Source organism: Streptomyces flavovariabilis (assembly GCF_000725785.1).
Classification (GTDB): Bacteria; Actinomycetota; Actinomycetes; order Streptomycetales; family Streptomycetaceae; genus Streptomyces; species Streptomyces hawaiiensis.
The window spans coordinates 50,531-70,686 of sequence record NZ_JNXD01000012.1 but is presented as its reverse complement, the minus strand read 5'-3'; the positions used below and the strand labels follow the sequence as shown (position 1 = coordinate 70,686).

Genomic DNA, 20,156 nt, shown 5'->3' with positions numbered 1-20,156 from the left:
TTGAAGAGCCTCAGTCCTTGGTGAGCCTCGGCCCTTGTCGGGCTGTCAGCCCTTTGTCAGCATCGAGCGCGCGAAGAAGCGCAGGTTGGCCGGCTTCTCCGCGAGACGGCGCATGAAGTAGCCGTACCAGTCGGTGCCGTACGCGGTGTACACGCGCATCCGGTGGCCCTCGGCGGCCAGCCGCCGGTGCTCCTCGGTGCGGATGCCGTAGAGCATCTGGAACTCGTACTCGTCGAGCTTGCGCCCGGCCTGGTGGGCGAGTTCCTGGCCGATCGCGATCAGGCGCGGGTCGTGGGACCCGATCATCGGGTACCCCTCCCCCTCCATCAGCGTCCTCAGGATCCGGACGTAGGCCCGGTCGATCTCGTGTTTGTCCTGGTACGCGACCGAGGCGGGCTCCTTGTACGCGCCCTTGACCAGGCGCACCCGGCTGCCGCTCGCGGCGAGACGCCGGGCGTCGGCTTCGGTGCGGAAGAGGTAGGCCTGAATGACGCAGCCGGTCTGCGGGAAGTCCTTCCGCAGTTCCTCGTGGATGGCGAACATCGAGTCGAGGGTGGTGTGGTCCTCGGCGTCGAGCGTGACCGTGGTGCCGATCTCGGCGGCGGCCTCGACGACCGGGCGGACGTTCTTCAGGGCCAGCTCGTGGCCGTCCTCAAGCGCCTGCCCGAACATCGACAGCTTCACCGACATCTCGGCGCGGGTGCCGAGCTCCAGCGGCTTGAGGCGGTCGACGAGCTCCAGGTAGGCGTCCCGGGCGGCGGCGGCCTGCGCCGGGTTGGTGATGTCCTCGCCGACGACGTCCATCGTCAGCTCGAGGCCGTCGTCCGCGAGGTCCCGGACGACGGGGACGATGTCGTCGACGTCCTCGCCCGGGATGAAGCGGTCGACGACCTGCTTGGTCACCGGGGCCGCCGAGATCAGGCGTCGCATCCGGTCGCTGCGAGACGCGGCGAGAATCACGGGACCCAGCACGGGGCACCTCCAGAGCACAAGCAACGTGAAGGCCGGACCCCGCGCGTCTGACGCGTCGGGTACGGCACGGAGAACCACCGTGAAACCTAAGGATCCCTCCGATCGTCTGCCATCGACAGCTGTCACGCATCCGTGCCGCAGATCTCAGACAGATGTATGAAGGGCTCCGGGAAGTGCGCGACAATGCCCGGGTGACGTCGGAACACAGGGGCGACTACGAGGAGCTGGTCGACGAGATCTCGGAGCTGCTCGGCGCGCCCGCGACCTTGGAGAACCGGGACTTCGAGCTGATCGCCTTCGGCGCGTACGACAGTGAGGGCGACCTCGATCCGTCGGCCCTGGACCCCGTGCGCACCCGCTCGATCCTCACCCGCCGCTCGACGGCGGCGGTCCGGGCGTGGTTCGAGGGCTTCGGCATCACCCGGGCGACGGGCCCGGTCCGTATCCCGCCGACCCCGGAGGCCGGGGTCTACCGGGGCCGGATCTGCCTCCCCGTCCGCCACCGGGGCGTGGTGCACGGCTACGTCTGGCTCCTGGACGACGATCCCGGCCCGAGCGAACGCCGGCTCGCCGCCGCCATGCAGGTCACGGCCCGCATCGGTGCCCTGCTGGCGGACGAGGCCCAGCACGGCGCCGACCTCAGCCGCGAGCTGCGGGCGGTCCTCACCGCCGAGAGCGGCTGGCAGGGCGACATGGCCATCGCCGAGCTCCGCACCGCTCTCGGCCCCCGCGCCGACGGCCTCCATGCCCTGGTGTGCATCGCCCCCTGGCCCTCGGCCGACCCGGACGACGCCCCGTCGGTCCGCGCGGTCCCGGGCGCGACGGCTCTGTGCACCCTGCCGTGGGGGGCGACGGCCCAGTGCATGGCGGTCCTGATCCGCCTGCGCTCGCCGGACGTCCTGACACCGGCGACCACGGCGGCGGGGCGGCTGCTGGAGCGGGTACGTGGGGGAAGCGGCCCCGCGAGCGCCGCTTCCCGCGGAGCGGGCGGCGGCAGCCCGGGCGGACTCGCCACCGGCGGCACGGACGCAGTCTCCGCGGGCCGGACGGGCGGGTCGGCGGGCGCCTCCCGCCCCGCCAGGGGCCACTCCGCGTCCGCCTCCCGCGGAGCGGGCGGCGCGGCCCCGCCCGACCGTGCCGGCAGCGCCTCGCGCGCAGCCGGCGGCCCCGCCGCCGGTATCGCCACCCCTCGCTCCGGCCTCGCGGGCCTGGCGACCGCCTGGCGAGAGGCGTCGGCGGCCGCCCGGGCGGCGCTGGCCGAGGCGCGGTTCGGGCCGGTCGCGCAGTGGGCGTCGATCGGGCCGTTCCGGCTGCTCACGGCCCTGCCGCCGGAAGTCGCCCACGACCCCGTCGCCCGCACGCTGCTCGCCCCGGTCCACCACGACCTCGCCCGTACCGCCGAGGTCTACCTCGACTGCGCCGGCCAGGCCGGCCGGGCCGCCGCCGAGCTGGGCATCCACCGCCAGACCCTGTACTACCGCCTGTCCCGGATCGAGAAGCTCACCGGCCTCGACCTGGACGACGGCGAGGACCGCCTGCTCCTGCACATGGCCTTGAAGGGGGCCCGGCTCACACACGGTCAGGACATCGGGCCGTCCGGGTGAGCCCCGTCGCCCGAACGGGCGGTTCCACGACGGACCCACGCTGGTCGGGTGCCGCGCGTGGTCACGTTTCTCCTGGTGTGCCATCGGCTGGGAGGAGTTCACGTGCGCAACCGACGCGCCTGGTCTGCGACGCGAACGGTGGTGGCGGGGCTGGCCTGCGGGGTGCTCGCGCTCGCGCTGCCGGGCGCCCACGCGAGTGCCGGGGCCGGCCGTGGCGCGGCACCGGAGTACGGGGCCGGGCAGGACGAACGGAGCGCTTCGACCGTCATCGAGTGGATGCGCACCGCGGATGCCACCATCGAGGCCGAGGCCCGCCCGGTGCCGCCCGAGTCGTTCTTCTGGGAGGCGTACGTCTCCACCGCCGTCTACAACGCCGTCGTCGGCATCGAGGGCCGCTTCACCCCGTACAAGTGGGACGAGCGGGCGCCTCGTACGGCCTCGCCCGCGGCGGCTGCCGCCGCGGCGGCGCACCGGACACTGCGCCACTACTTCCCCGGGGCCGCGCCCCGGCTGGATGCCGCCCTGAACGGCTCCCTCGCGAAGATCCCCGACGGTGCGGCCGAGGACGAGGGCGTCGCGTTCGGGAAGCTCGCCGCCGACCACATCATCGACCTCCGCCGCGATGACGGCCGCGGCGCCTCGGTGCCCTTTCCCGCCCGCCCGCATCCCGGAGTCTGGCGTCCGACCCCGCCCGGCCACGAGCCCTTCGGCAATGGCTGGATCGGCAGGGTCCGGCCGCTGCTGCTGGACTCCCCGCACCAGTTCCGCCCCGGCCCGCCCCCGGCACTCCGCTCCGCCCGGTACGCGAAGGACCTGAACGAAGTGGCGGCCTACGGAGGCCGGACCGGATCGCAGCGGACCCCCGAACAGACGGACACCGCGCGGTACCTCACCAACCTGGACCTGCAAGGGGCTCTGGGCGACCACGCCACCCGGCACGGGTTCGGCATCGCCGAGACGGCACGTCTGTACGCGGCGGCCAACACGGCCCAGGCGGACGCCGTCATCACCGCCTGGGACGCCAAGCTCCACTACGGCACCTGGCGGCCCGTCACCGCCATCCGCGAGGCGGACACCGACGGCAACCCGGCGACCCGTGCGGACCGGGACTGGGAACCGCTGCTCGTCACCCCGGCGCATCCCGACTACCTCAGCGGCCACGCCACCATGGGCGGTGCGCTGATGCGCATGCTGACCGGGGTCCTCGGCACCTCCCGCGTCGACCTGCACATCCGGTCGACCACCACCGGCGCCTCCCGCCACTACCGCTACGCCCACGAGTACGACCGGGACGTCGTCGACGCCCGGGTCTGGGGCGGCATCCACACCCGGACGGCCGACGAGGTGGGCAACGCCACCGGTCGGCAACTCGCGGCCTGGGCGCTGCGGAAGTACTTCCGCCCGGTCCCCTGACATCCCCTGACAGCGGGCACACTTCTGAAAACGATTGTCATCGTGCTACGGTCGTGGCGCGTTCAACCATTGACCATGCCTTTACCGAGGTGTCCCGTGCGCGTGCCCGCCCGTCTCGTCCCCCTCATAGCCGTCGGCGCGGCATCCGCCCTGCTCACCGGATGCTTCTCCGGGGGCAGCGACTCCGCCTCCGGCCAGGGCAAGCGCATCCGCCTGGCGATGATGCAGCCACCGCGTTCCGGCCTGTCCCCACTGTCGGACGACGCGTTCAAACTGTCGCGCTGGTCCACGGCCGAGACCCTCGTGAAGCTCGACGCGGACGGTGACGCCGAGCCCGCCCTCGCCACCGAGTGGAAGCAGTCCGGCCCGAGCTGGAGCTTCACCCTGCGCGACGGAGTCACCTTCCACGACGGGACGAAGCTCACCGCCGAAGCCGTTGTCAACTCCCTCACCAGGGCCGCCGCCGCCTCCCCCAAGCCCCGCATCCTCGACGGCGTGGACCTGACCGCGAAGGCCGACGGCGACAAGGTCACCGTCACCACCGCCACCGTGGACCCCCTGGTCCCGCAGCGGCTCAGCTCCCCGCAGCTGTCGATCCTGGCCGCCAAGGCCTACCGGGGCAAGGCCGTCAACCCCGTCGGCGCGGGCACCGGCCCCTTCGAGCTGACGAAGGTCAACGGCACCTCCTCCGCCGCCCTCGACCGCTACGACGGCTACTGGGGCACGAAGGCCAAGGCCCCCGGCATCGACGTGCGGTTCGTGCCCGACGGCACCGCCCGCGCCGCCGCCCTGCGCAGCGGCGAGGCCGACATCGTCGAGGCGGTCCCGGTGTCGCAGGCGGCGGTGCTGGACCAGGACCTGATCACCGAGGTCCCCATGCCGCGCACCAACACCCTGTACCTCAACACCGAGAAGGGCGCCTTCAAGGACGCCGCGGTGCGGGCGGCGGCCCGCGAGGCGATCGACGCCGAGTCGATCGTGAAGGGCGTGTACGAGGGGCGCGCCGACGTCGCCGACGGGCTGCTCGGGCCCGCGCTCCCGTGGGCGGCCGAGCTACGGAAGCCGGTACGGCGGGCCAAGGCCGGTGCCCCGGCCGGCAAGACGATCACCCTCGGCACCTTCACCGACCGCGCCGAGCTGCCCGAGGTCGCCGCCGCGCTGCAACAGCAGCTGCAGAAGGCCGGTTTCAAGGTGAAGCTCGACGTCCGCGAGTACGCCAACATCGAGTCCGACGCGCTGGCGGGCGAGTTCGACGCGTTCATCCTCTCCCGCGCCACCGTCCTCGACTCCGGCGACCCGGCCGCCTACCTCTACAGCGACTTCGCCTCCGACGGCTCCTTCAACATCTCCCAGCTCGCGGACGCCGACGTGGACAAGGCCCTGGAGAAGGCCGGCCGGACCCCGACCGGTGACGCCCGGCGCAAGGCGGTCATCGCCGCCGAGGCCGCCGTGCTCGGCACCGACGCCGCCGTGCCCATGCTGCACGAGCGCGTGATCCAGGGCGACGCCGCCGGTGTGGCCGACGCGGCCCACGACCCGCGTGAGCGGGAGCTGGTCACGGCGGACACCTACGTCAAGTGATCGCCCGTATAAGGAGGTTGGCCGGTGCCGCCGCGCTGACCCGCCTGCTCTGCCTGATCACCGTCCTGACCGCCGTCGGGCTGCTGCCCTGGCTTTCCGGCAGGGACCCGGCGCTGGCCGTGCTGCGGGCCCGCTCCGCCGAGCAGGACCCGACCGAGGAAGCCCTGGACTCCGTACGGCGGGACCTCGGCCTGGACGCCGGGCCCCTGTCCCTGCTGGGCGACTGGGCCTCGGACCTGCTGCGCGGCGACCTCGGCACCTCCTGGGTGTCGGGCACCGAGGTTCTGCCGTCCGTGGTCTCCGGGCTCCAGGTGTCGCTGGCGCTGATGGGGGCCTCGCTCGCCGTGGCGCTGCTGCTGGCGTGCGCGCTGGTCGCGCCGGTGCTGGTGCGGGGCCGGGCCTCGGCCGGGGCGTGGGCCGCGATGCTGGCCGCCGTACCCGAGTTCCTGCTGGCCACCGTCGGGCTACTGGTGTTCGGGGTGTGGCTGGGGTGGCTGCCGACGTCGGGCTGGGTGGGGCCGGAGAACATGGTCCTGCCCGCCGTGGCCCTCGGCATCCCCGGCGGCGGGCTGCTCGGCCGTCTGGTCGCGGACGCGCTGCCCGCCGTGCTCGACGAGCGGTGGGTGGAGCTGTGGCGGGGCGCCGGGGTGAGCCGACCGCGGATCGCCGGCGCTGCGCTGCGCCGCGCCCTGCCGCCCCTGGTCCCGCAGTTCGGCATGGTCGCCGTGGGGTTCACCGGCGGCGCCGTCGCCGTGGAGACGGTCTTCGCCGTGCCGGGCATCGGCCGTACCGCGCTCGGTGCGGCCAAGTCGCAGGATCTGCCGCTGCTCCAGGGCTCGGTGCTGGCGCTGCTCGCGCTCGGCCTGGTCACGGGCGCTCTGGCGGCACTCGCCCGGCGGCAGCTGCTCGGCCCGGCGCTGCGGGACGCCTCGCTGGCACTGCCTCCGGCACGGCCGGTCCGCGCACATCCGGCGATCCCGTTGTCGCTGTTCACCGTCCTCGCCGTGACCATCGGCTGGGGCCTGCTGCGCGACCCGTACGCCGTGAACACCACGGCACGGCTGGCCGCGCCCTCCTGGGCCCATCCGCTGGGCACCGACGGCCTCGGCCGTGACGTGCTCGCCCGGCTGGGCCACGGCGCCGCCTCCACGGTCGGCACGGCGGCCGGCGTCTGCCTGCTGAGCCTGCTGGTCGCGCTCGCCCTCGGTTTCCTGCCCCGGATCGCGGAGGGCGCGGCGGACATCGCCAACGCCCTGCCCCCGGTGATCGTCGGCATCCTGGTGGCGGCAGCCGCCGGTCCCGGCACCGGCGGCGCCGCCCTCGCGGTCGCGCTGATCTCCTGGCCGGCCCTGTCCGCGCACGCGGCGGCGCTGGTGCAGGAGGTACGGGCGTCGGCGTTCCTGACCGCTCAACGGGCCATCGGAGCGAGTCCGTTCTGGATCCTCACCCGGCACGTCCTGCCGTCCGTGGCCGCCCCCGTCGCCCGGCACGCCCTGCTGCGCCTGCCGGGCATCGCCCTGGCCCTGGCCTCACTGGGCTTCCTGGGTCTGGGCGCCCAGCCGCCCGCGCCCGAGTGGGGTCTGCTGCTCGACGAGTCCCGCGCCTACGTGGAGCGCGCCCCGTGGGCGGCCCTCGCCCCGGCGGTGGCGCTGGCCCTGCTCGCCGGCCTCGCGGTGTCGGGGGCGGCCCTGACACAGGGCCGGAGGATACGGCGCGTCACCCCGGCTCCGGTCGAGAAGGAGGCCCCCGTTGGAGTCTGAGTCACTGCTGTCGGTGCGCGAGCTGCGGATCTCCTTCGACGGGGTCGAGGTGGTACGCGGCCTGTCCTTCGACGTCCGACCGCGCGAAGTGCTGGCGATCGTCGGCGAGTCGGGAGCGGGCAAGTCCCTCACGGCCCGCGCGCTTCTCGGCATGCTGCCGCGCGCCGCGGCCACGAGCGGGACGATCAGTCCGGACCTCTCGGCCCAGCGCGGCCACCGCGTCTCCCTGGTCCCGCAGGACGCCCTGTCCGCGTTGTCGCCCGTGCACCGGGTGGGCGACCAACTCGCCGCCGCCGTCCGGTCGGTGGCCGGCGTCTCCCGCAAGGAGGCCCGGGCCCGGGCGGTCGCGGCGCTCGACCGCGTCGGCATCCCGGACGCGGCGCGCAGGGCGCGGGCCTACCCCCACGAGTACTCCGGCGGTATGCGGCAGCGCGCGGTGATCGCCATGGCCACGATCAACGAGCCGGACATCGTGGTCGCCGACGAGCCCACCACCGCCCTCGACGAGGAGCGCCGCGACCAGGTGCTGCGGCTGCTCGCCGAGCAGCGGGAGGCCGTCGGCGCCGCGCTCGTCCTGGTCACGCACGACATGGACGCCGTAGAGGGTCATGCGGACCGTGTGCTGGTCCTGTACGCCGGCCGCCTCACCGAACTCGGCGCGGCGGGCGAGGTACTGACGCGGCCCCGCGCCCCCTACACGGCCGGCCTGCTCGCCTCCCTCCCGCACCACGCGGCCCCGGGCCGCCGCCTTCCCGCCCTGCACGGCACCCCGCCCGCCCCGGGCGCGCTCCCGCCGGGCTGTGCGTTCGCCCCCCGCTGCCCACTCGCGGCGGGCCCCTGCCACACGGCGGAACCGGAGCCCCGGCAGGTGGCCGGCCGCCTGCTCGCCTGCCACCGCCCGGAGGAGCTCCCCCACCCGGCCACCGACCTGTTCCTCGAGGAGCGGCAGTCCGCATGAGCGACGATCCTCTGCTCGATGTCCGCGACCTGGTCGTCCGCTACGGCCCGGTCACCGCCGTGGACGGCGTCTCCTTCTCCCTGGCCGCCGGCGAGACCCTCGCCCTGAACGGCCCGTCCGGCTGCGGCAAGTCGTCCACCGCCCTGGCGGTTCTCCAGCTGCGCCGCCCGGACGCCGGACGAGTGCGCTTCGAAGGCAGGGAGCTGACGTCCCTCCCGGAACGCGAACTGCGCTCCCTGCGCCCCCGCATGCAGCCCGTCTTCCAGGATCCGTACGGCACGCTCAGCCCCCGCCACCGCATCCGGGACGCGATCGCCGAACCACTGAGGGTCCAGGGCCGCTGGCACCCCACCGACGGCCCCGACCGCGTCGCCGGACTCCTCGACCGCGTCGGCCTCGACCCCGCCTACGGCGACCGCCGGCCGCACGAACTCTCCGGCGGCCAGTGCCAGCGGGCCGGCATCGCCCGTGCCCTGGCCTCCGATCCTCGCCTGCTGGTCCTGGACGAACCGGTGTCCTCACTCGACCCGTCGGTACGGGCGGGCGTGCTCAACCTGCTCGCCGGCCTCCAGGACGACCTGGGCCTCGGCTACCTGTTCATCTGCCACGACCGGGCGGTCGTCCGGCACTTCGCGGACCGGGTGATCGAGATGCGCGAGGGGCGCGTCACGTCTCCTTGACGCCCTCGATCACCTGGCGGAGCCCCGCCGCCAGCTGACCCGCCTCCGGCGCCCTCTCGGGGTCGAACGTCCACTGCGCCATGAGCCCCATCATCAGGGTCAGGTAGAAGTACCCGAGGGTGTCCACCCGCTCCTCGGGGACGTCCTCCTCGCGCCCTCCGTGGAAGAGCGTGACGATGCCGCGCGCCCCCTCCCGCTGGGCCCGGGCGAGATGCTCCCGCACCTCCGGCAGCTGGTCCCCCATGGCGACGATCTCCATGCTGAGCCGCCACATGGACCCGGGGTCGCGCATGGTCCCGATGATGTTCGCCCAGACCTCGGTGAACCGCTCCAGCGAACCCGGCTCGCCCCGCAGTTCGCCGCCGCCCTCGAAGGCGTCCGACATGCCCTCCACCATCTCGACGTACGCCTGCGCCAGCAGCGCGTCCTTCGAGCCGTAGTGGTAGCCGATCGACGCCAGGTTGGTCCCCGACTCCTTGACGATGTCGCGCGCGGTCGTGCGCAGGAAGCCCTTCGCCAGCAGGCAGCGCTTGGCGCCCTCGAGCAGATCCTCACGGTGTCCCATGGCTCGCCACCCTACTCCCCGATCCAGACGACCGTCTTAAACAGGCGTACTAGACAGACGTCTAACACGCTCGTACAGTCCTGCTCATGACGACGAACCCACCCCCTCCCGTCCGCGCCGGCCGCCGTGAATGGACGGCACTCGGCGTCCTGATGCTGCCGCTGCTGCTGGTCTCGATGGACGTGTCCGTGCTCTACTTCGCGATCCCCGCGATCAGCGCCGACCTGGAGCCGAGCGCCACCCAGCAGCTGTGGATCTTCGACATCTACGGCTTCGTGCTGGCGGGCCTGCTGATGACGATGGGCTCGCTCGGCGACCGCATCGGCCGCCGCAGGCTGTTGCTGATCGGCGCCGCCGCCTTCGGTACGGCCTCCCTGGTCGCGGCCTACGCCACCAGTGCCGAAACCCTGATCGCCGCCCGCGCGGTGCTCGGCATCGGCGGCGCGACGCTGATGCCGTCCACGATGGCGCTCGTGCGCACGATGTTCACCGACCCCGCGCAGCGCACCAAGGCGATCGGTGTGTGGTCGGGCGTGATGACGGCCGGCATCGCGCTCGGCTCGGTGATGAGCGGGGTGCTCGTCGAGCACTTCTGGTGGGGCTCGGTCTTCCTCGTCAACCTGCCCGCGATGCTGCTGCTCCTGGCCCTGGGACCCGTCCTGCTGCCCGAGTCGCGCAACCCCGGCCCCGGCCGCTTCGACCTGCTGAGCGTGCCCCTGTCGATGGCGGCGGTCCTCCCCGTGATCTACGGCCTGAAGGAACTCGCGTCCGAGGGCTGGAACGTGCGGTACGTGATGTCGGTGACCGTCGGCCTGCTCTTCGCCGCGCTGTTCGTCCACCGCCAGCGCACGGCGGCCTCCCCGCTGATCCCGCCGGAGCTGTTCCGGGGCCGCGGCTTCAGCCCGTCCGTCGTCCTCAACCTCGTCGCCGCCTTCGGCATGATGGGATCGGCGTACTTCACGACCCAGTACATCCAGTCGGTCCTCGACAAGGGCCCGCTGGAGGCGGCGCTGTGGAGCCTGCTGCCGTCGGTGCCCATCGCACTCGCGGCTCCGGTCGGCGCCCACCTCGTGCAGCGGGGCGTTCCCCGCGCGTACGTCGTCGGCGGAGGCTTCGCGGTCACCTCGTGCGGCTACCTGATGCTGGCCCTGGCCGGTACGGACTCCCTCTGGCTGCTGCTGACCGCGTGCGCCGTCCTGGCCTGCGGCATCGTCACCGTCATGTCCCAGGTGGCCGACCTGGCCCTGAGCTCGGCTCCGGTGGAGAGGGCGGGCGCGGCGTCGTCCGTGCTGGAGACCGGCACGGAGTTCGGCGGCGCACTGAGCATGGCGTTCCTCGGCTCCATCGGCACGGCCGTCTACCGCCACGAGATCCCTTCCTCGGCCCCCGCCGCGGCCCAGGAGACCCTGGGCGGCGCCCTGGCCGTGGCCGACCGGCTCCCGGGGCGCGCGGGAGACGCCCTGGCGACGGCGGCACGTGAGGCCTTCACCAGCGGCATGCACGCGGCGGCGGTCACGGGCGCGGTGCTGCTGGCCGGTGCGGCGGCAGCGGCGGTGCTGACCCTGCGACGGGTACGGGTACGGGAAAACGCCGGACAGGCTGATCAACTCAGCCCGTCCGGCGTGTGAGGAACAGGAGGTCCGGGGGCGGCAGCCCCCGGAAGGTCAGGCCAGGTTCACGGAGCGAGCCGAGGTCGCACCGATCTCGGCGGCCACCTCGGCCAGCACACCGGCGGTCACCGTGTCGTCCACGGTCAGCACCGCCAGCGCCTCGCCGCCGGCCGCCGCCCGCGACACCTGCATGCCGGCGATGTTGAGGCCCGCCTCACCGAGGATGCGGCCCACCGTGCCGACGACACCGGGGCGGTCCTCGTACTTCAGCACGATCATGTGGTCGGCGAGCGCGAGGTCGACGTCGAACTCCCCGACGGCCACGATCTTCTGGAGGTGCTTGGGGCCGGCCAGCGTGCCGGACACCGACACCTCCTCGCCGTCGGCGAGGGTGCCGCGCACCGTGACCACGTTGCGGTGCTCGGTCGCCTCGGAGCTGGTGGTGAGGCGCACCTCGACGCCGCGCTCCTGCGCGAACAGCGGGGCATTGACGTACGACACCGTCTCGTCGACGACGTCCTCGAAGACACCCTTGAGCGCGGAGAGCTCCAGCACCTTCACATCGTGCTGGGTGATCTCGCCGTAGACCTCGACGTCGAGGCGGACCGCGACCTCACCGGCGAGCGCGGTGAAGATCCGGCCGAGCCGCTCGGCGAGCGGCAGACCCGGCTTGACGTCCTCGGCGATGACACCACCCTGCACGTTCACCGCGTCCGGCACGAGCTCACCGGCGAGGGCGAGACGCACCGAGCGGGCGACGGCGATACCGGCCTTCTCCTGCGCCTCGTCGGTGGAGGCGCCGAGGTGCGGGGTGGCCACGACTTGGTCGAACTCGAACAGCGGGGAGTCCGTGCAGGGCTCCTTCGCGTACACGTCGAGACCGGCACCGGCGACCCGGCCCTCCTTGAGGGCGGAGTACAGCGCCTCCTCGTCGACGATCCCGCCACGCGCGGCGTTGACGATGCGCACGCTCGGCTTGACCTTGCGCAGCGCCTCGTCACCGATCAGACCGAGGGTCTCGGGGGTCTTGGGGAGGTGGACGGTGATGAAGTCGGAGACCTCGAGCAGCTCGTCCAGCGACAGAACCTTGACGCCCATCTGGGCGGCGCGCGCCGGCTGCACGTAGGGGTCGTAGGCGACGACCTTCATGCCGAAGGCCGACATGCGCTGCGCGACGAGCGCGCCGATGCGGCCGAGGCCGACGACACCGAGGGTCTTCTCGGCCAGCTCGACGCCGGTGTACTTGCTGCGCTTCCACTCGCCGTTCTTCAGCGCGGCGTTGGCCTGCGGGATGTTGCGGGCCGTGGCGACCAGCAGACCGCAGGCCAGCTCGGCGGCGGTCACGATGTTGGAGGTCGGGGCGTTGACGACCATCACGCCGGCCTTGGTGGCGGCGGAGACGTCCACGTTGTCCAGGCCGACGCCGGCTCGTGCGACGACCTTCAGCTTGTTCGCGGCGGCGATCGCCTCGGCGTCGACCTTGGTGGCCGAGCGGACCAGGATCGCGTCCACATCGGCGATGGCCGGGAGCAGCTCGGCCCGGTCCGCGCCGTTGCAGTGCCGGATCTCGAAGTCCGGGCCCAGCGCGTCGACGGTGGCGGGCGACAGCTCTTCAGCGATGAGTACGACGGGTTTCGAGCTCACGTGAGTCCTCACAAGTCCAGTGCTGCGGACGGCCGTCCCGACGGCCGCAGGCGGTGGAGGGTGGTGGCCGCGTGGAAGACGCACGACGCTGTGGGCCTGACGCGTATGTGTGCAGCAGTCTAGTGGCGCCGGGGGCATCGTCCTGTGCCGCTGCGGAAGGATCACCCGTCCGTGGCCGGACGGGATGGACAACGCCGTACCACCGACGTTACCCGGGGTTCGCCGAAGGGGCCGGAGCGGAATGCTCCGGCCCCTCGGGTCCTGCCGTCACCTTCCCGCCTGCCCGGCGACGCCTGGCACGCCCTCCGGGCGGACGACGGGAAGATGACGGCAGGACCCGGGCAGGCGGCTTACGCCTCCTCGTCGACCCAGCTCATGAGCTTGCGCAGCTCCTTGCCGGTGGTCTCCAGCAGGTGCTCGGAGTCCTGCTTCTTGTACTCGTTGTACTTCTTCAGGCCGCCGTGGTACTCGTCCATCCACTGCTGCGCGAAGGTGCCGTCCTGGATCTCGGCGAGGACCTTCTTCATCTCGGCCTTGGTGGCGTCCGTGATGATCCGCGGGCCGGTGACGTAGTCGCCCCACTCGGCGGTCTCCGAGATCGACCAGCGCATCTTCTCCAGGCCGCCCTCGTACATGAGGTCCACGATCAGCTTCAGCTCGTGCAGGCACTCGAAGTAGGCGATCTCCGGCTGGTAGCCGGCCTCGGTCAGCGTCTCGAAGCCCGCCTTGACCAGCGCCGCGGTGCCACCGCAGAGAACGGCCTGCTCACCGAACAGGTCGGTCTCGGTCTCCTCGGTGAAGGTCGTCTTGATGACGCCGGCGCGGGTGCCGCCGATGCCCTTCGCGTACGACAGGGCCAGCGCGAAGGCGTTGCCCGTGGCGTCCTGCTCGACGGCGGCGATGCAGGGAACGCCGCGGCCCTCCTCGTACTGCCGGCGCACCAGGTGGCCCGGGCCCTTCGGGGCGACCATGCAGACGTCGACGCCGGCCGGGGGCTTGATGAAGCCGTAGCGGATGTTCAGGCCGTGGCCGAAGAACAGCGCGTCGCCGTCGTTCAGGTTCGGGGCGATGTGCTCCTCGTAGACCTGGGCCTGGATGGGGTCCGGGACGAGGATCATGATGACGTCGGCCTCGGCGGCGGCCTCCGAGGGGCTCACCACGCGCAGGCCCTGCTCCTCGGCCTTGGCCTTGGACTTGGAGCCCTCGTGCAGACCGACGCGGACGTCGACACCCGAGTCACGGAGCGACAGCGCGTGGGCGTGGCCCTGGCTGCCGTAACCGATGACCGCGACCTTGCGGCCCTGGATGATGGACAGGTCGGCGTCGGCGTCGTAGAACAGCTCGGCCACTTTGGGTTCTCTCCTCGGGAGTGCAGGTGTTGCGTCCCACCGTATGACGGGGGGCGGAAGGGAAGCGTGAGGGTCTCGGAATACGGGCGGCCGACGGCGCGCCGGCCGCCCGTTTCCAGGTGTTACGCCGACCGGTCCAGGGCGCGCAGCGACCGGTCCGTGATGGAACGGGCGCCGCGGCCGATCGCGATCGTGCCGGACTGGACGAGCTCCTTGATGCCGTACGGCTCCAGCATCTTGAGCATCGCGGTCAGCTTCTCGCCGGATCCGGTGGCCTCGATGGTGACGGCCTCCGGGGAGACGTCGACGGTCTTGGCGCGGAACAGCTGGACGATCTCGACGATCTGGGAGCGCGTCTCGTTGTCGGCGCGCACCTTCACCAGAACGAGTTCGCGCTGCACCGCCTGCGCCGGCTCCAGCTCGACGATCTTCAGCACGTTGACGAGCTTGTTGAGCTGCTTGGTCACCTGCTCCAGCGGCAGGTCCTCCACCCCCACGACGATGGTGATGCGGGAGATGTCGGGGTGTTCGGTGACGCCGACCGCGAGGGAGTCGATGTTGAAGCCACGGCGGGAGAACAGGGCGGCGATCCGGGCGAGGATGCCGGGCGTGTTCTCCACCAGGACGGAGAGCGTGTGCTTGGACATGGGTCTGATTCCTTTACCTGCGGCTCTCAGTCGTCTTCGTTGTCGCCGAAGTCGGGGCGGACGTCCCGGGCGGCCATGATCTCGTCGTTGGAGGTGCCGGCGGCGACCATCGGCCACACCATCGCGTCCTCGTGGACGATGAAGTCGACGACCACCGGGCGGTCGTTGATGGAGTTCGCCTCTTCGATGACCTTGTCGAGGTCGTCCGGGGACTCGCAGCGGATCGCGTAGCAGCCCATGGCCTCCGACAGCTTCACGAAGTCGGGGACGCGGGTGCCGCGGGCCTGGGGGTTGACGTCGTCCGGGCCGGAGTGCAGGACGGTGTTGGAGTACCGCTGGTTGTAGAAGAGGGTCTGCCACTGGCGGACCATCCCGAGGGCGCCGTTGTTGATGACGGCGACCTTGATCGGGATGTTGTTCAGGGCGCAGGTGGTGAGCTCCTGGTTGGTCATCTGGAAGCAGCCGTCGCCGTCGATCGCCCAGACGGCCTGCTCCGGCGCTCCGGCCTTGGCGCCCATGGCGGCCGGAACGGCGTAGCCCATCGTCCCGGCACCGCCGGAGTTCAGCCAGGTGCCCGGCTTGTCGTAGTCGATGAAGTGCGCGGCCCACATCTGGTGCTGGCCGACGCCCGCCGCGAAGATCGTGCCCTCGGGGGCGAGCTGTCCGATGCGCTCGATGACCTGCTGCGGGGAGAGCGAGCCGTCTGCGGGCTGGTCGTAGCCGAGCGGGTAGGTGTCGCGCCAGCGGCTCAGGTCCTTCCACCAGGCGCTGTAGTCGCCCTGGTGGCCCTCGCTGTGCTCCTTCTGGACGGCCTGGATCAGGTCGGCGATGACCTCGCGGGCGTCCCCGACGATCGGCACGTCGGCGGCGCGGTTCTTGCCGATCTCGGCCGGGTCGATGTCCGCGTGGACGATCTTGGCGAAGGGGGCGAAGCTGTCCAGCTTGCCGGTGACGCGGTCGTCGAAGCGGGCACCGAGGGCGACGAGCAGGTCGGCCTTCTGCAGAGCGGTGACGGCGGCCACCGAGCCGTGCATGCCGGGCATGCCCAGGTGCTGCGGGTGGTTGTCCGGGAACGAGCCGAGCGCCATCAGGGTGGTGGTGACCGGCGCGCCGGTCAGCTCGGCGAGGACCTTCAGCTCGGCGGTGGCCTTGGCCTTGAGCACGCCGCCGCCGACGTACAGCACCGGCCGCTTGGCCTGCGTGATCAGCTTGGCGGCCTCGCGGATCTGCTTGGCGTGCGGCTTGGTCACCGGGCGGTAGCCGGGCAGGTCCATGGCGGGCGGCCAGGCGAAGGTGGTCTTGGCCTGGAGGGCGTCCTTGGCGATGTCGACCAGGACCGGGCCGGGACGGCCGGTGGAGGCGATGTGGAACGCCTGGGCGATGACCTGCGGGATGTCCTCGGCCTTGGTGACGAGGAAGTTGTGCTTGGTGATCGGCATGGTGATGCCGACGATGTCCGCCTCCTGGAAGGCGTCCGTGCCGATCGCCTTGGACGCCACCTGGCCGGTGATCGCGACCAGCGGCACGGAGTCCATGTGCGCGTCGGCGATGGGGGTGACCAGGTTGGTGGCGCCGGGGCCCGAGGTGGCCATGCAGACACCGACCCTGCCGGTGGCCTGCGCGTAGCCGGTGGCGGCGTGACCGGCGCCCTGCTCGTGACGGACCAGGACGTGGCGCACCCTGGTGGAGTCCATCAGCGGGTCGTAGGCCGGGAGGATCGCACCGCCGGGAATGCCGAATACCGTGTCGGCGCCGACCTCCTCGAGAGAGCGGATGAGGGACTGTGCGCCCGTCACCTGCTCGGGGGCGGAGTGGTGTCCTCCGGATCGGGGCCGGGGCTGCGGGTGGTGGGCCCCGGTGGCCTGCTCGGTCATCGGCATTCTCTTCTCAGATGCTGAGGGTTTATGCGAGGTTTGTGCGGTCTTCGGCTGCTGCACGACAGGCGCCTGTGCAACAAAAAACCCCTCGTGCCATAAGGCAAGCGAGGGGAGCGCGCCGGGTGGGGTCGCTGAGCGGTCGAGGCTCAGCGTCAGCCGACGCGCTTTCCAAGTACGAGAATTCGGGTGCGCATGGCACTGACCCTCCCCCCGGCACGCACTCACTGTCAAGTGGGTGGGACGGGAGTCTCATTATGTGAGCGGAGGACCGTGCCGCCTCCGATGACGGCGGACACACCCGAGCTGTACACCCGCGGGGCGCCGCCCGCGAACGCCGGTTCGGACGGCCCGTTCGGCACCGGATACCGGCCGGCGGCGAGCGCCCGGCGGAGCCGGTACTCGTCGAGCGGCCCGGAGAACGCCATGCCCTGCCCGTGCGTGCAGCCCATCGCGCGCAGGGCGATGACCTGCTCGGGCAGATCCACCCCTTCGGCCACGGACTTCATCCCGAGGTCGCCCGCGATGCGCAGCAGCCCGCTGGTGATCTTGTGCAGGCGCGCCGACTCGACGACGCCGTCGACCAGACCGCGGTCGAGCTTCAGGACGTCGACGGGGAGCCGCCGGAGGGCTGTGATCGCCGCGTAGCCGCTGCCGAACCCGTCGAGCGCGATCCGTACGCCGACCCGCCGCAGGGCGCTCAGACGCCGCTCCAGCTCGTCCAGGGAGACCCTCGGGTCGGCATCGGACAGCTCGATGATCAGCGACCCGGACGGCAGCCCGTGCCGCGTGAGCAGCGCCTCGATCGTGCCGAACGGCATCGACCGGTCCAGCAGCCGGCGGGCACTCATCCGTACGGCGACCGGCACGCACAGCCCGGTCGCGTGCCGTTCGGCGGCCTGCTCGACGGCCTCCTCGATCAGCCACCGGCCCAGCTCGGCGGTCTTGTCGCCGTCCTCGGCCACCCGCAGGAACTCCGCCGGGGTGAAGAGCACCCCTTGCGAGGAGCGCCAGCGGGCCTGCGCGGCCACCGACGTGATCCGGCCATCCTCCAAGGACACCACCGGCTGGTGCAGCAGGGCGAACTCTCCGTCGTGCAGCGCGGCCCGCAGGCGGGTGGCGAGCTCGGCCTTGCGGACGACGTCCTGCTGCATCTGCGGCTTGTACAGCTCGACGCGGCCCTTGCCGCCGGCCTTGGCGCGGTACATGGCCAGGTCGGCGTTGCGCAGCAGTTCGCCCGCGCCGAGGCCGGCTTCCGCGAAGGCCACGCCGATGGAGGCGTTGACACGGACATCGTTGCCGTCGATCAGGTAGGGCTGGGACAGCGTCGTCCTGAGGCGGTCGGCGAGCTCCAGGATGTGCCGCTCCCGGGCGTCCCGGTCGCGGGTGTTGTCCCCGGTGATCAGGGCAGCGAACTCGTCCCCGCCGAGCCGGGACGCGGTGTCGCCGTGCCGGACGGATTCCTGGAGTCTGCGGGCGGCCTGGACGAGCAGTTCGTCCCCGGCCTGGTGCCCGATCGTGTCGTTGACGGCCTTGAAGCCGTCCAGATCGATGAACAGCACGGCCGTGTTCCGCAGGGCCACACCCCGGTCGGAGGCGCGGCGGCCTGAGAGGGCGTGCTGGACGCGCTTGGTGAACAGGGCGCGGTTGGGCAGGTCCGTGAGTGGGTCGTGCTCGGCGTTGTGCTGCAACTGGGCCTGCAGGCGCACCCTTTCGGTCACGTCCCGGCTGTTGAAGATGAGGCCGCCGTGATGACGGTTGACGGTCGACTCGACGTTCAGCCAGCCGTCGTCACCCGAGCGGAAGCGGCACTCGATCCGCGTGGTGGGTTCCTCGACCGGGTTGGCGGCGAGGAATCTGCGCACCTCGTGCACGACGCAGCCCAGGTCCTCGGGGTGGATGAGATGGGCCAGTTCCCTCCCCACCAGCTCTTCCGCCGGGCGGCCGTACACACCGGCGGCGGCCGGGGAGACGTACCTCAGGACGCCGCTGGGCGCGGCGATCATGATGACGTCGCTGGAGCCCTGCACCAGGGAGCGGAAGTGGTTCTCCTTCTGGGCCAGTTCCTGGGTGAGGGTGATGTTGTCGAGCAGCATGATGCCCTGGCGCACGACCAGCGCGAGCACCACCGTGCCCCCGGTCAGCAGGACCACGCGGTCGACGCTGCGGCCGTTGAGGACGTTGTAGAGGATCCCCAGGGTGCACACGGCGGCCGCGAGGTACGGCGTGAGGGCGGCGAGGGAGCCGGAGATGGGCCGGGCGGCCGGGTACCGGCTGTGCTCGGCGCCCGGCAGGGGCATCGGGTGGTGGAGACCGCTGCGCTGCCCCGGCACGTGCTCGTGCACCACGCGGGTGTGCCCCGTCGCGCCGTGCCGGTCCTGGCCGTGCCGGTCGCCCTCCGCGCGGGGCGCGGCCCACGGGGCGTACGCCAGGAGCAGCGAACCGGCGAACCAGCCCGCGTCGAGCAGCTGGCCGGAGTGGTAGTCGTGGTGCATGAGCGGCGAGGTGAACAGGGCGTCGCACATCACGGTCAGCGCGAGGGCGCCGATGGCGGTGTTGACCGCGGAGCGGTTCACCGCGGACCGCCTGAAGTGCAGGGCGAGCACCATGCTGACCAGCGCGATGTCGAGCAGCGGATACGCCAGCGACAGCGCGATGTGCGCCACGCCCGCCCCTTCGGACTTCGCGGCCTGGGCGAGGGCGAGGCTCCACGCCAGCGTCAGCAGCGATCCGCCGATCAGCCAGGCGTCCAGCCCGAGGCAGACCCAGCCGGCCTTGGTGACCGGCCGCTTGGCGAGCACGAGCAGCCCGACGATCGCGGGCGGCGCGAAGCAGAGGAAGAACAGGTCCGCGTAACTGGGGCTGGGCACGGGCAGTCCCAGGACCACCTCGTACCACCCCCAGACCAGGTTGCCCAGGGCGGCCATGGCCGAGGAGAGGCCGAACAGCAGCCAGGCGGGCCGGAAGCGGGTGCGGGGGCTGCGGGCGTAGACGAAGCACGAGACGGCGGCGGTGGCGGCCGCGGCGCTCAGCCCGAAGTCGCCCATGAACAGTGCCACTTCGTTCGAACCCCAGCCGAGCGCGGAACCGACGGCGTATCCCGCGCAGGTCAGGGCGAGGACGAGTTGGAGGGCCGGACCCGGCCGGTGGCCGGCGACCGGCGTGCGAGGCAGCAGCGCGCTCTGTGACGGAGGCTGTGCCCGCAGCGCTCCGTCCAGCGTGGGGGTGGGGGGCGCGCTCACCGGTCCCTCCCGGTCCGCGCCGCTCCCGGGTCCCGCGGGCCCCGGTGGACCGGCTGGTCATGCCTTCTGCGACTGCCGGGCCTGCGGTGGTGATGGCTGTGTCCGGTGTGGTGCCCGCTGTTGCGTTCACTGTGGTGGGTGTGGTGGCCGCCGTGATCGGCGTGGTGACCGCGTCCGCTCGCGGCCGTCCGCCAGGGTCGCCGCCGGCCGCCCCGCCCCGTCGGATCGCTCGTCCAAAGGCCGTGCATCGCCTGTCG

Annotated in this window: 14 protein-coding genes; 7 read left to right on the top strand and 7 right to left on the bottom strand. The window is 72.2% G+C overall.

The window, feature by feature from the left end:
* Nucleotides 1-45: 45 nt before the first annotated feature.
* The gene (locus IO24_RS0122230; RefSeq protein WP_031138017.1) at nucleotides 46-972 is read right to left on the bottom strand and encodes a proline dehydrogenase family protein; all 927 of its coding nucleotides are present in this window, start codon (nucleotides 970-972) and stop codon (nucleotides 46-48) included.
* 152 nt (nucleotides 973-1,124) lie between these two features.
* On the opposite strand from IO24_RS0122230, the gene IO24_RS0122225 reads away from it, so the two are divergent.
* The 6 genes from IO24_RS0122225 to IO24_RS0122200 all read left to right on the top strand — a co-directional run bounded on the left by IO24_RS0122225 (nucleotide 1,125) and on the right by IO24_RS0122200 (nucleotide 8,968).
* The gene (locus IO24_RS0122225; RefSeq protein ID WP_051905966.1) at nucleotides 1,125-2,576 is read left to right on the top strand and encodes a PucR family transcriptional regulator; all 1,452 of its coding nucleotides are present in this window, start codon (nucleotides 1,125-1,127) and stop codon (nucleotides 2,574-2,576) included.
* A 102-nt stretch (nucleotides 2,577-2,678) separates the two neighbouring features.
* Nucleotides 2,679-3,989, top strand: coding sequence for a vanadium-dependent haloperoxidase (locus IO24_RS0122220; protein ID WP_234335337.1), 1,311 nt, complete (start codon nucleotides 2,679-2,681; stop codon nucleotides 3,987-3,989).
* A 96-nt stretch (nucleotides 3,990-4,085) separates the two neighbouring features.
* Entirely contained in the window at nucleotides 4,086-5,570 is a 1,485-nt protein-coding gene (locus IO24_RS0122215) for an ABC transporter substrate-binding protein (protein WP_031138010.1), read from the top strand.
* 17 nt (nucleotides 5,571-5,587) lie between these two features.
* A complete protein-coding gene (locus IO24_RS0122210) occupies nucleotides 5,588-7,330 on the top strand; it encodes an ABC transporter permease subunit (RefSeq protein ID WP_031138008.1) in 1,743 nt (580 codons plus the stop codon).
* On the top strand, nucleotides 7,320-8,288 hold the full coding sequence (locus IO24_RS0122205; protein ID WP_031138006.1) for an ABC transporter ATP-binding protein: 969 nt from the start codon (nucleotides 7,320-7,322) through the stop codon (nucleotides 8,286-8,288). The genes IO24_RS0122210 and IO24_RS0122205 overlap by 11 nt, the downstream gene beginning before the upstream one ends.
* Complete coding sequence (locus tag IO24_RS0122200) at nucleotides 8,285-8,968, top strand: ATP-binding cassette domain-containing protein (RefSeq protein WP_031138004.1); 684 nt, start codon at nucleotides 8,285-8,287, stop codon at nucleotides 8,966-8,968. Before IO24_RS0122205 ends, IO24_RS0122200 begins: the two co-directional genes overlap by 4 nt.
* On the opposite strand, the gene IO24_RS0122195 is transcribed toward IO24_RS0122200, so the two are convergent.
* The gene (locus IO24_RS0122195; RefSeq protein WP_031138002.1) at nucleotides 8,955-9,533 is read right to left on the bottom strand and encodes a TetR/AcrR family transcriptional regulator; all 579 of its coding nucleotides are present in this window, start codon (nucleotides 9,531-9,533) and stop codon (nucleotides 8,955-8,957) included. The genes IO24_RS0122200 and IO24_RS0122195 overlap by 14 nt on opposite strands.
* A gap of 86 nt (nucleotides 9,534-9,619) precedes the next feature.
* Between IO24_RS0122195 and IO24_RS0122190 the strand changes: the two genes are divergently transcribed.
* The gene (locus IO24_RS0122190) at nucleotides 9,620-11,161 is read left to right on the top strand and encodes an MFS transporter (protein ID WP_031138000.1); all 1,542 of its coding nucleotides are present in this window, start codon (nucleotides 9,620-9,622) and stop codon (nucleotides 11,159-11,161) included.
* Between the two features lie 36 nt (nucleotides 11,162-11,197).
* Here the strand turns inward: IO24_RS0122190 and serA are convergent, their stop codons facing one another.
* The 5 genes from serA to IO24_RS0122165 form a co-directional block, all read right to left on the bottom strand.
* Nucleotides 11,198-12,787: a phosphoglycerate dehydrogenase gene (serA, locus tag IO24_RS0122185; protein WP_031137997.1), complete on the bottom strand. Its 1,590-nt coding sequence runs from the start codon at nucleotides 12,785-12,787 to the stop codon at nucleotides 11,198-11,200.
* Nucleotides 12,788-13,137: 350 nt separating this feature from the next.
* Nucleotides 13,138-14,136, bottom strand: a complete 999-nt coding sequence (ilvC, locus tag IO24_RS0122180) for a ketol-acid reductoisomerase (protein ID WP_031137995.1) — start codon at nucleotides 14,134-14,136, stop codon at nucleotides 13,138-13,140.
* 122 nt (nucleotides 14,137-14,258) lie between these two features.
* Complete coding sequence (gene ilvN / locus IO24_RS0122175) at nucleotides 14,259-14,783, bottom strand: acetolactate synthase small subunit (protein WP_030851453.1); 525 nt, start codon at nucleotides 14,781-14,783, stop codon at nucleotides 14,259-14,261.
* A gap of 26 nt (nucleotides 14,784-14,809) precedes the next feature.
* Nucleotides 14,810-16,657, bottom strand: coding sequence for an acetolactate synthase large subunit (locus tag IO24_RS0122170; protein ID WP_031137991.1), 1,848 nt, complete (start codon nucleotides 16,655-16,657; stop codon nucleotides 14,810-14,812).
* Between the two features lie 230 nt (nucleotides 16,658-16,887).
* Nucleotides 16,888-19,899: a putative bifunctional diguanylate cyclase/phosphodiesterase gene (locus tag IO24_RS0122165; RefSeq protein ID WP_031137989.1), complete on the bottom strand. Its 3,012-nt coding sequence runs from the start codon at nucleotides 19,897-19,899 to the stop codon at nucleotides 16,888-16,890.
* Nucleotides 19,900-20,156 lie beyond the last annotated feature (257 nt).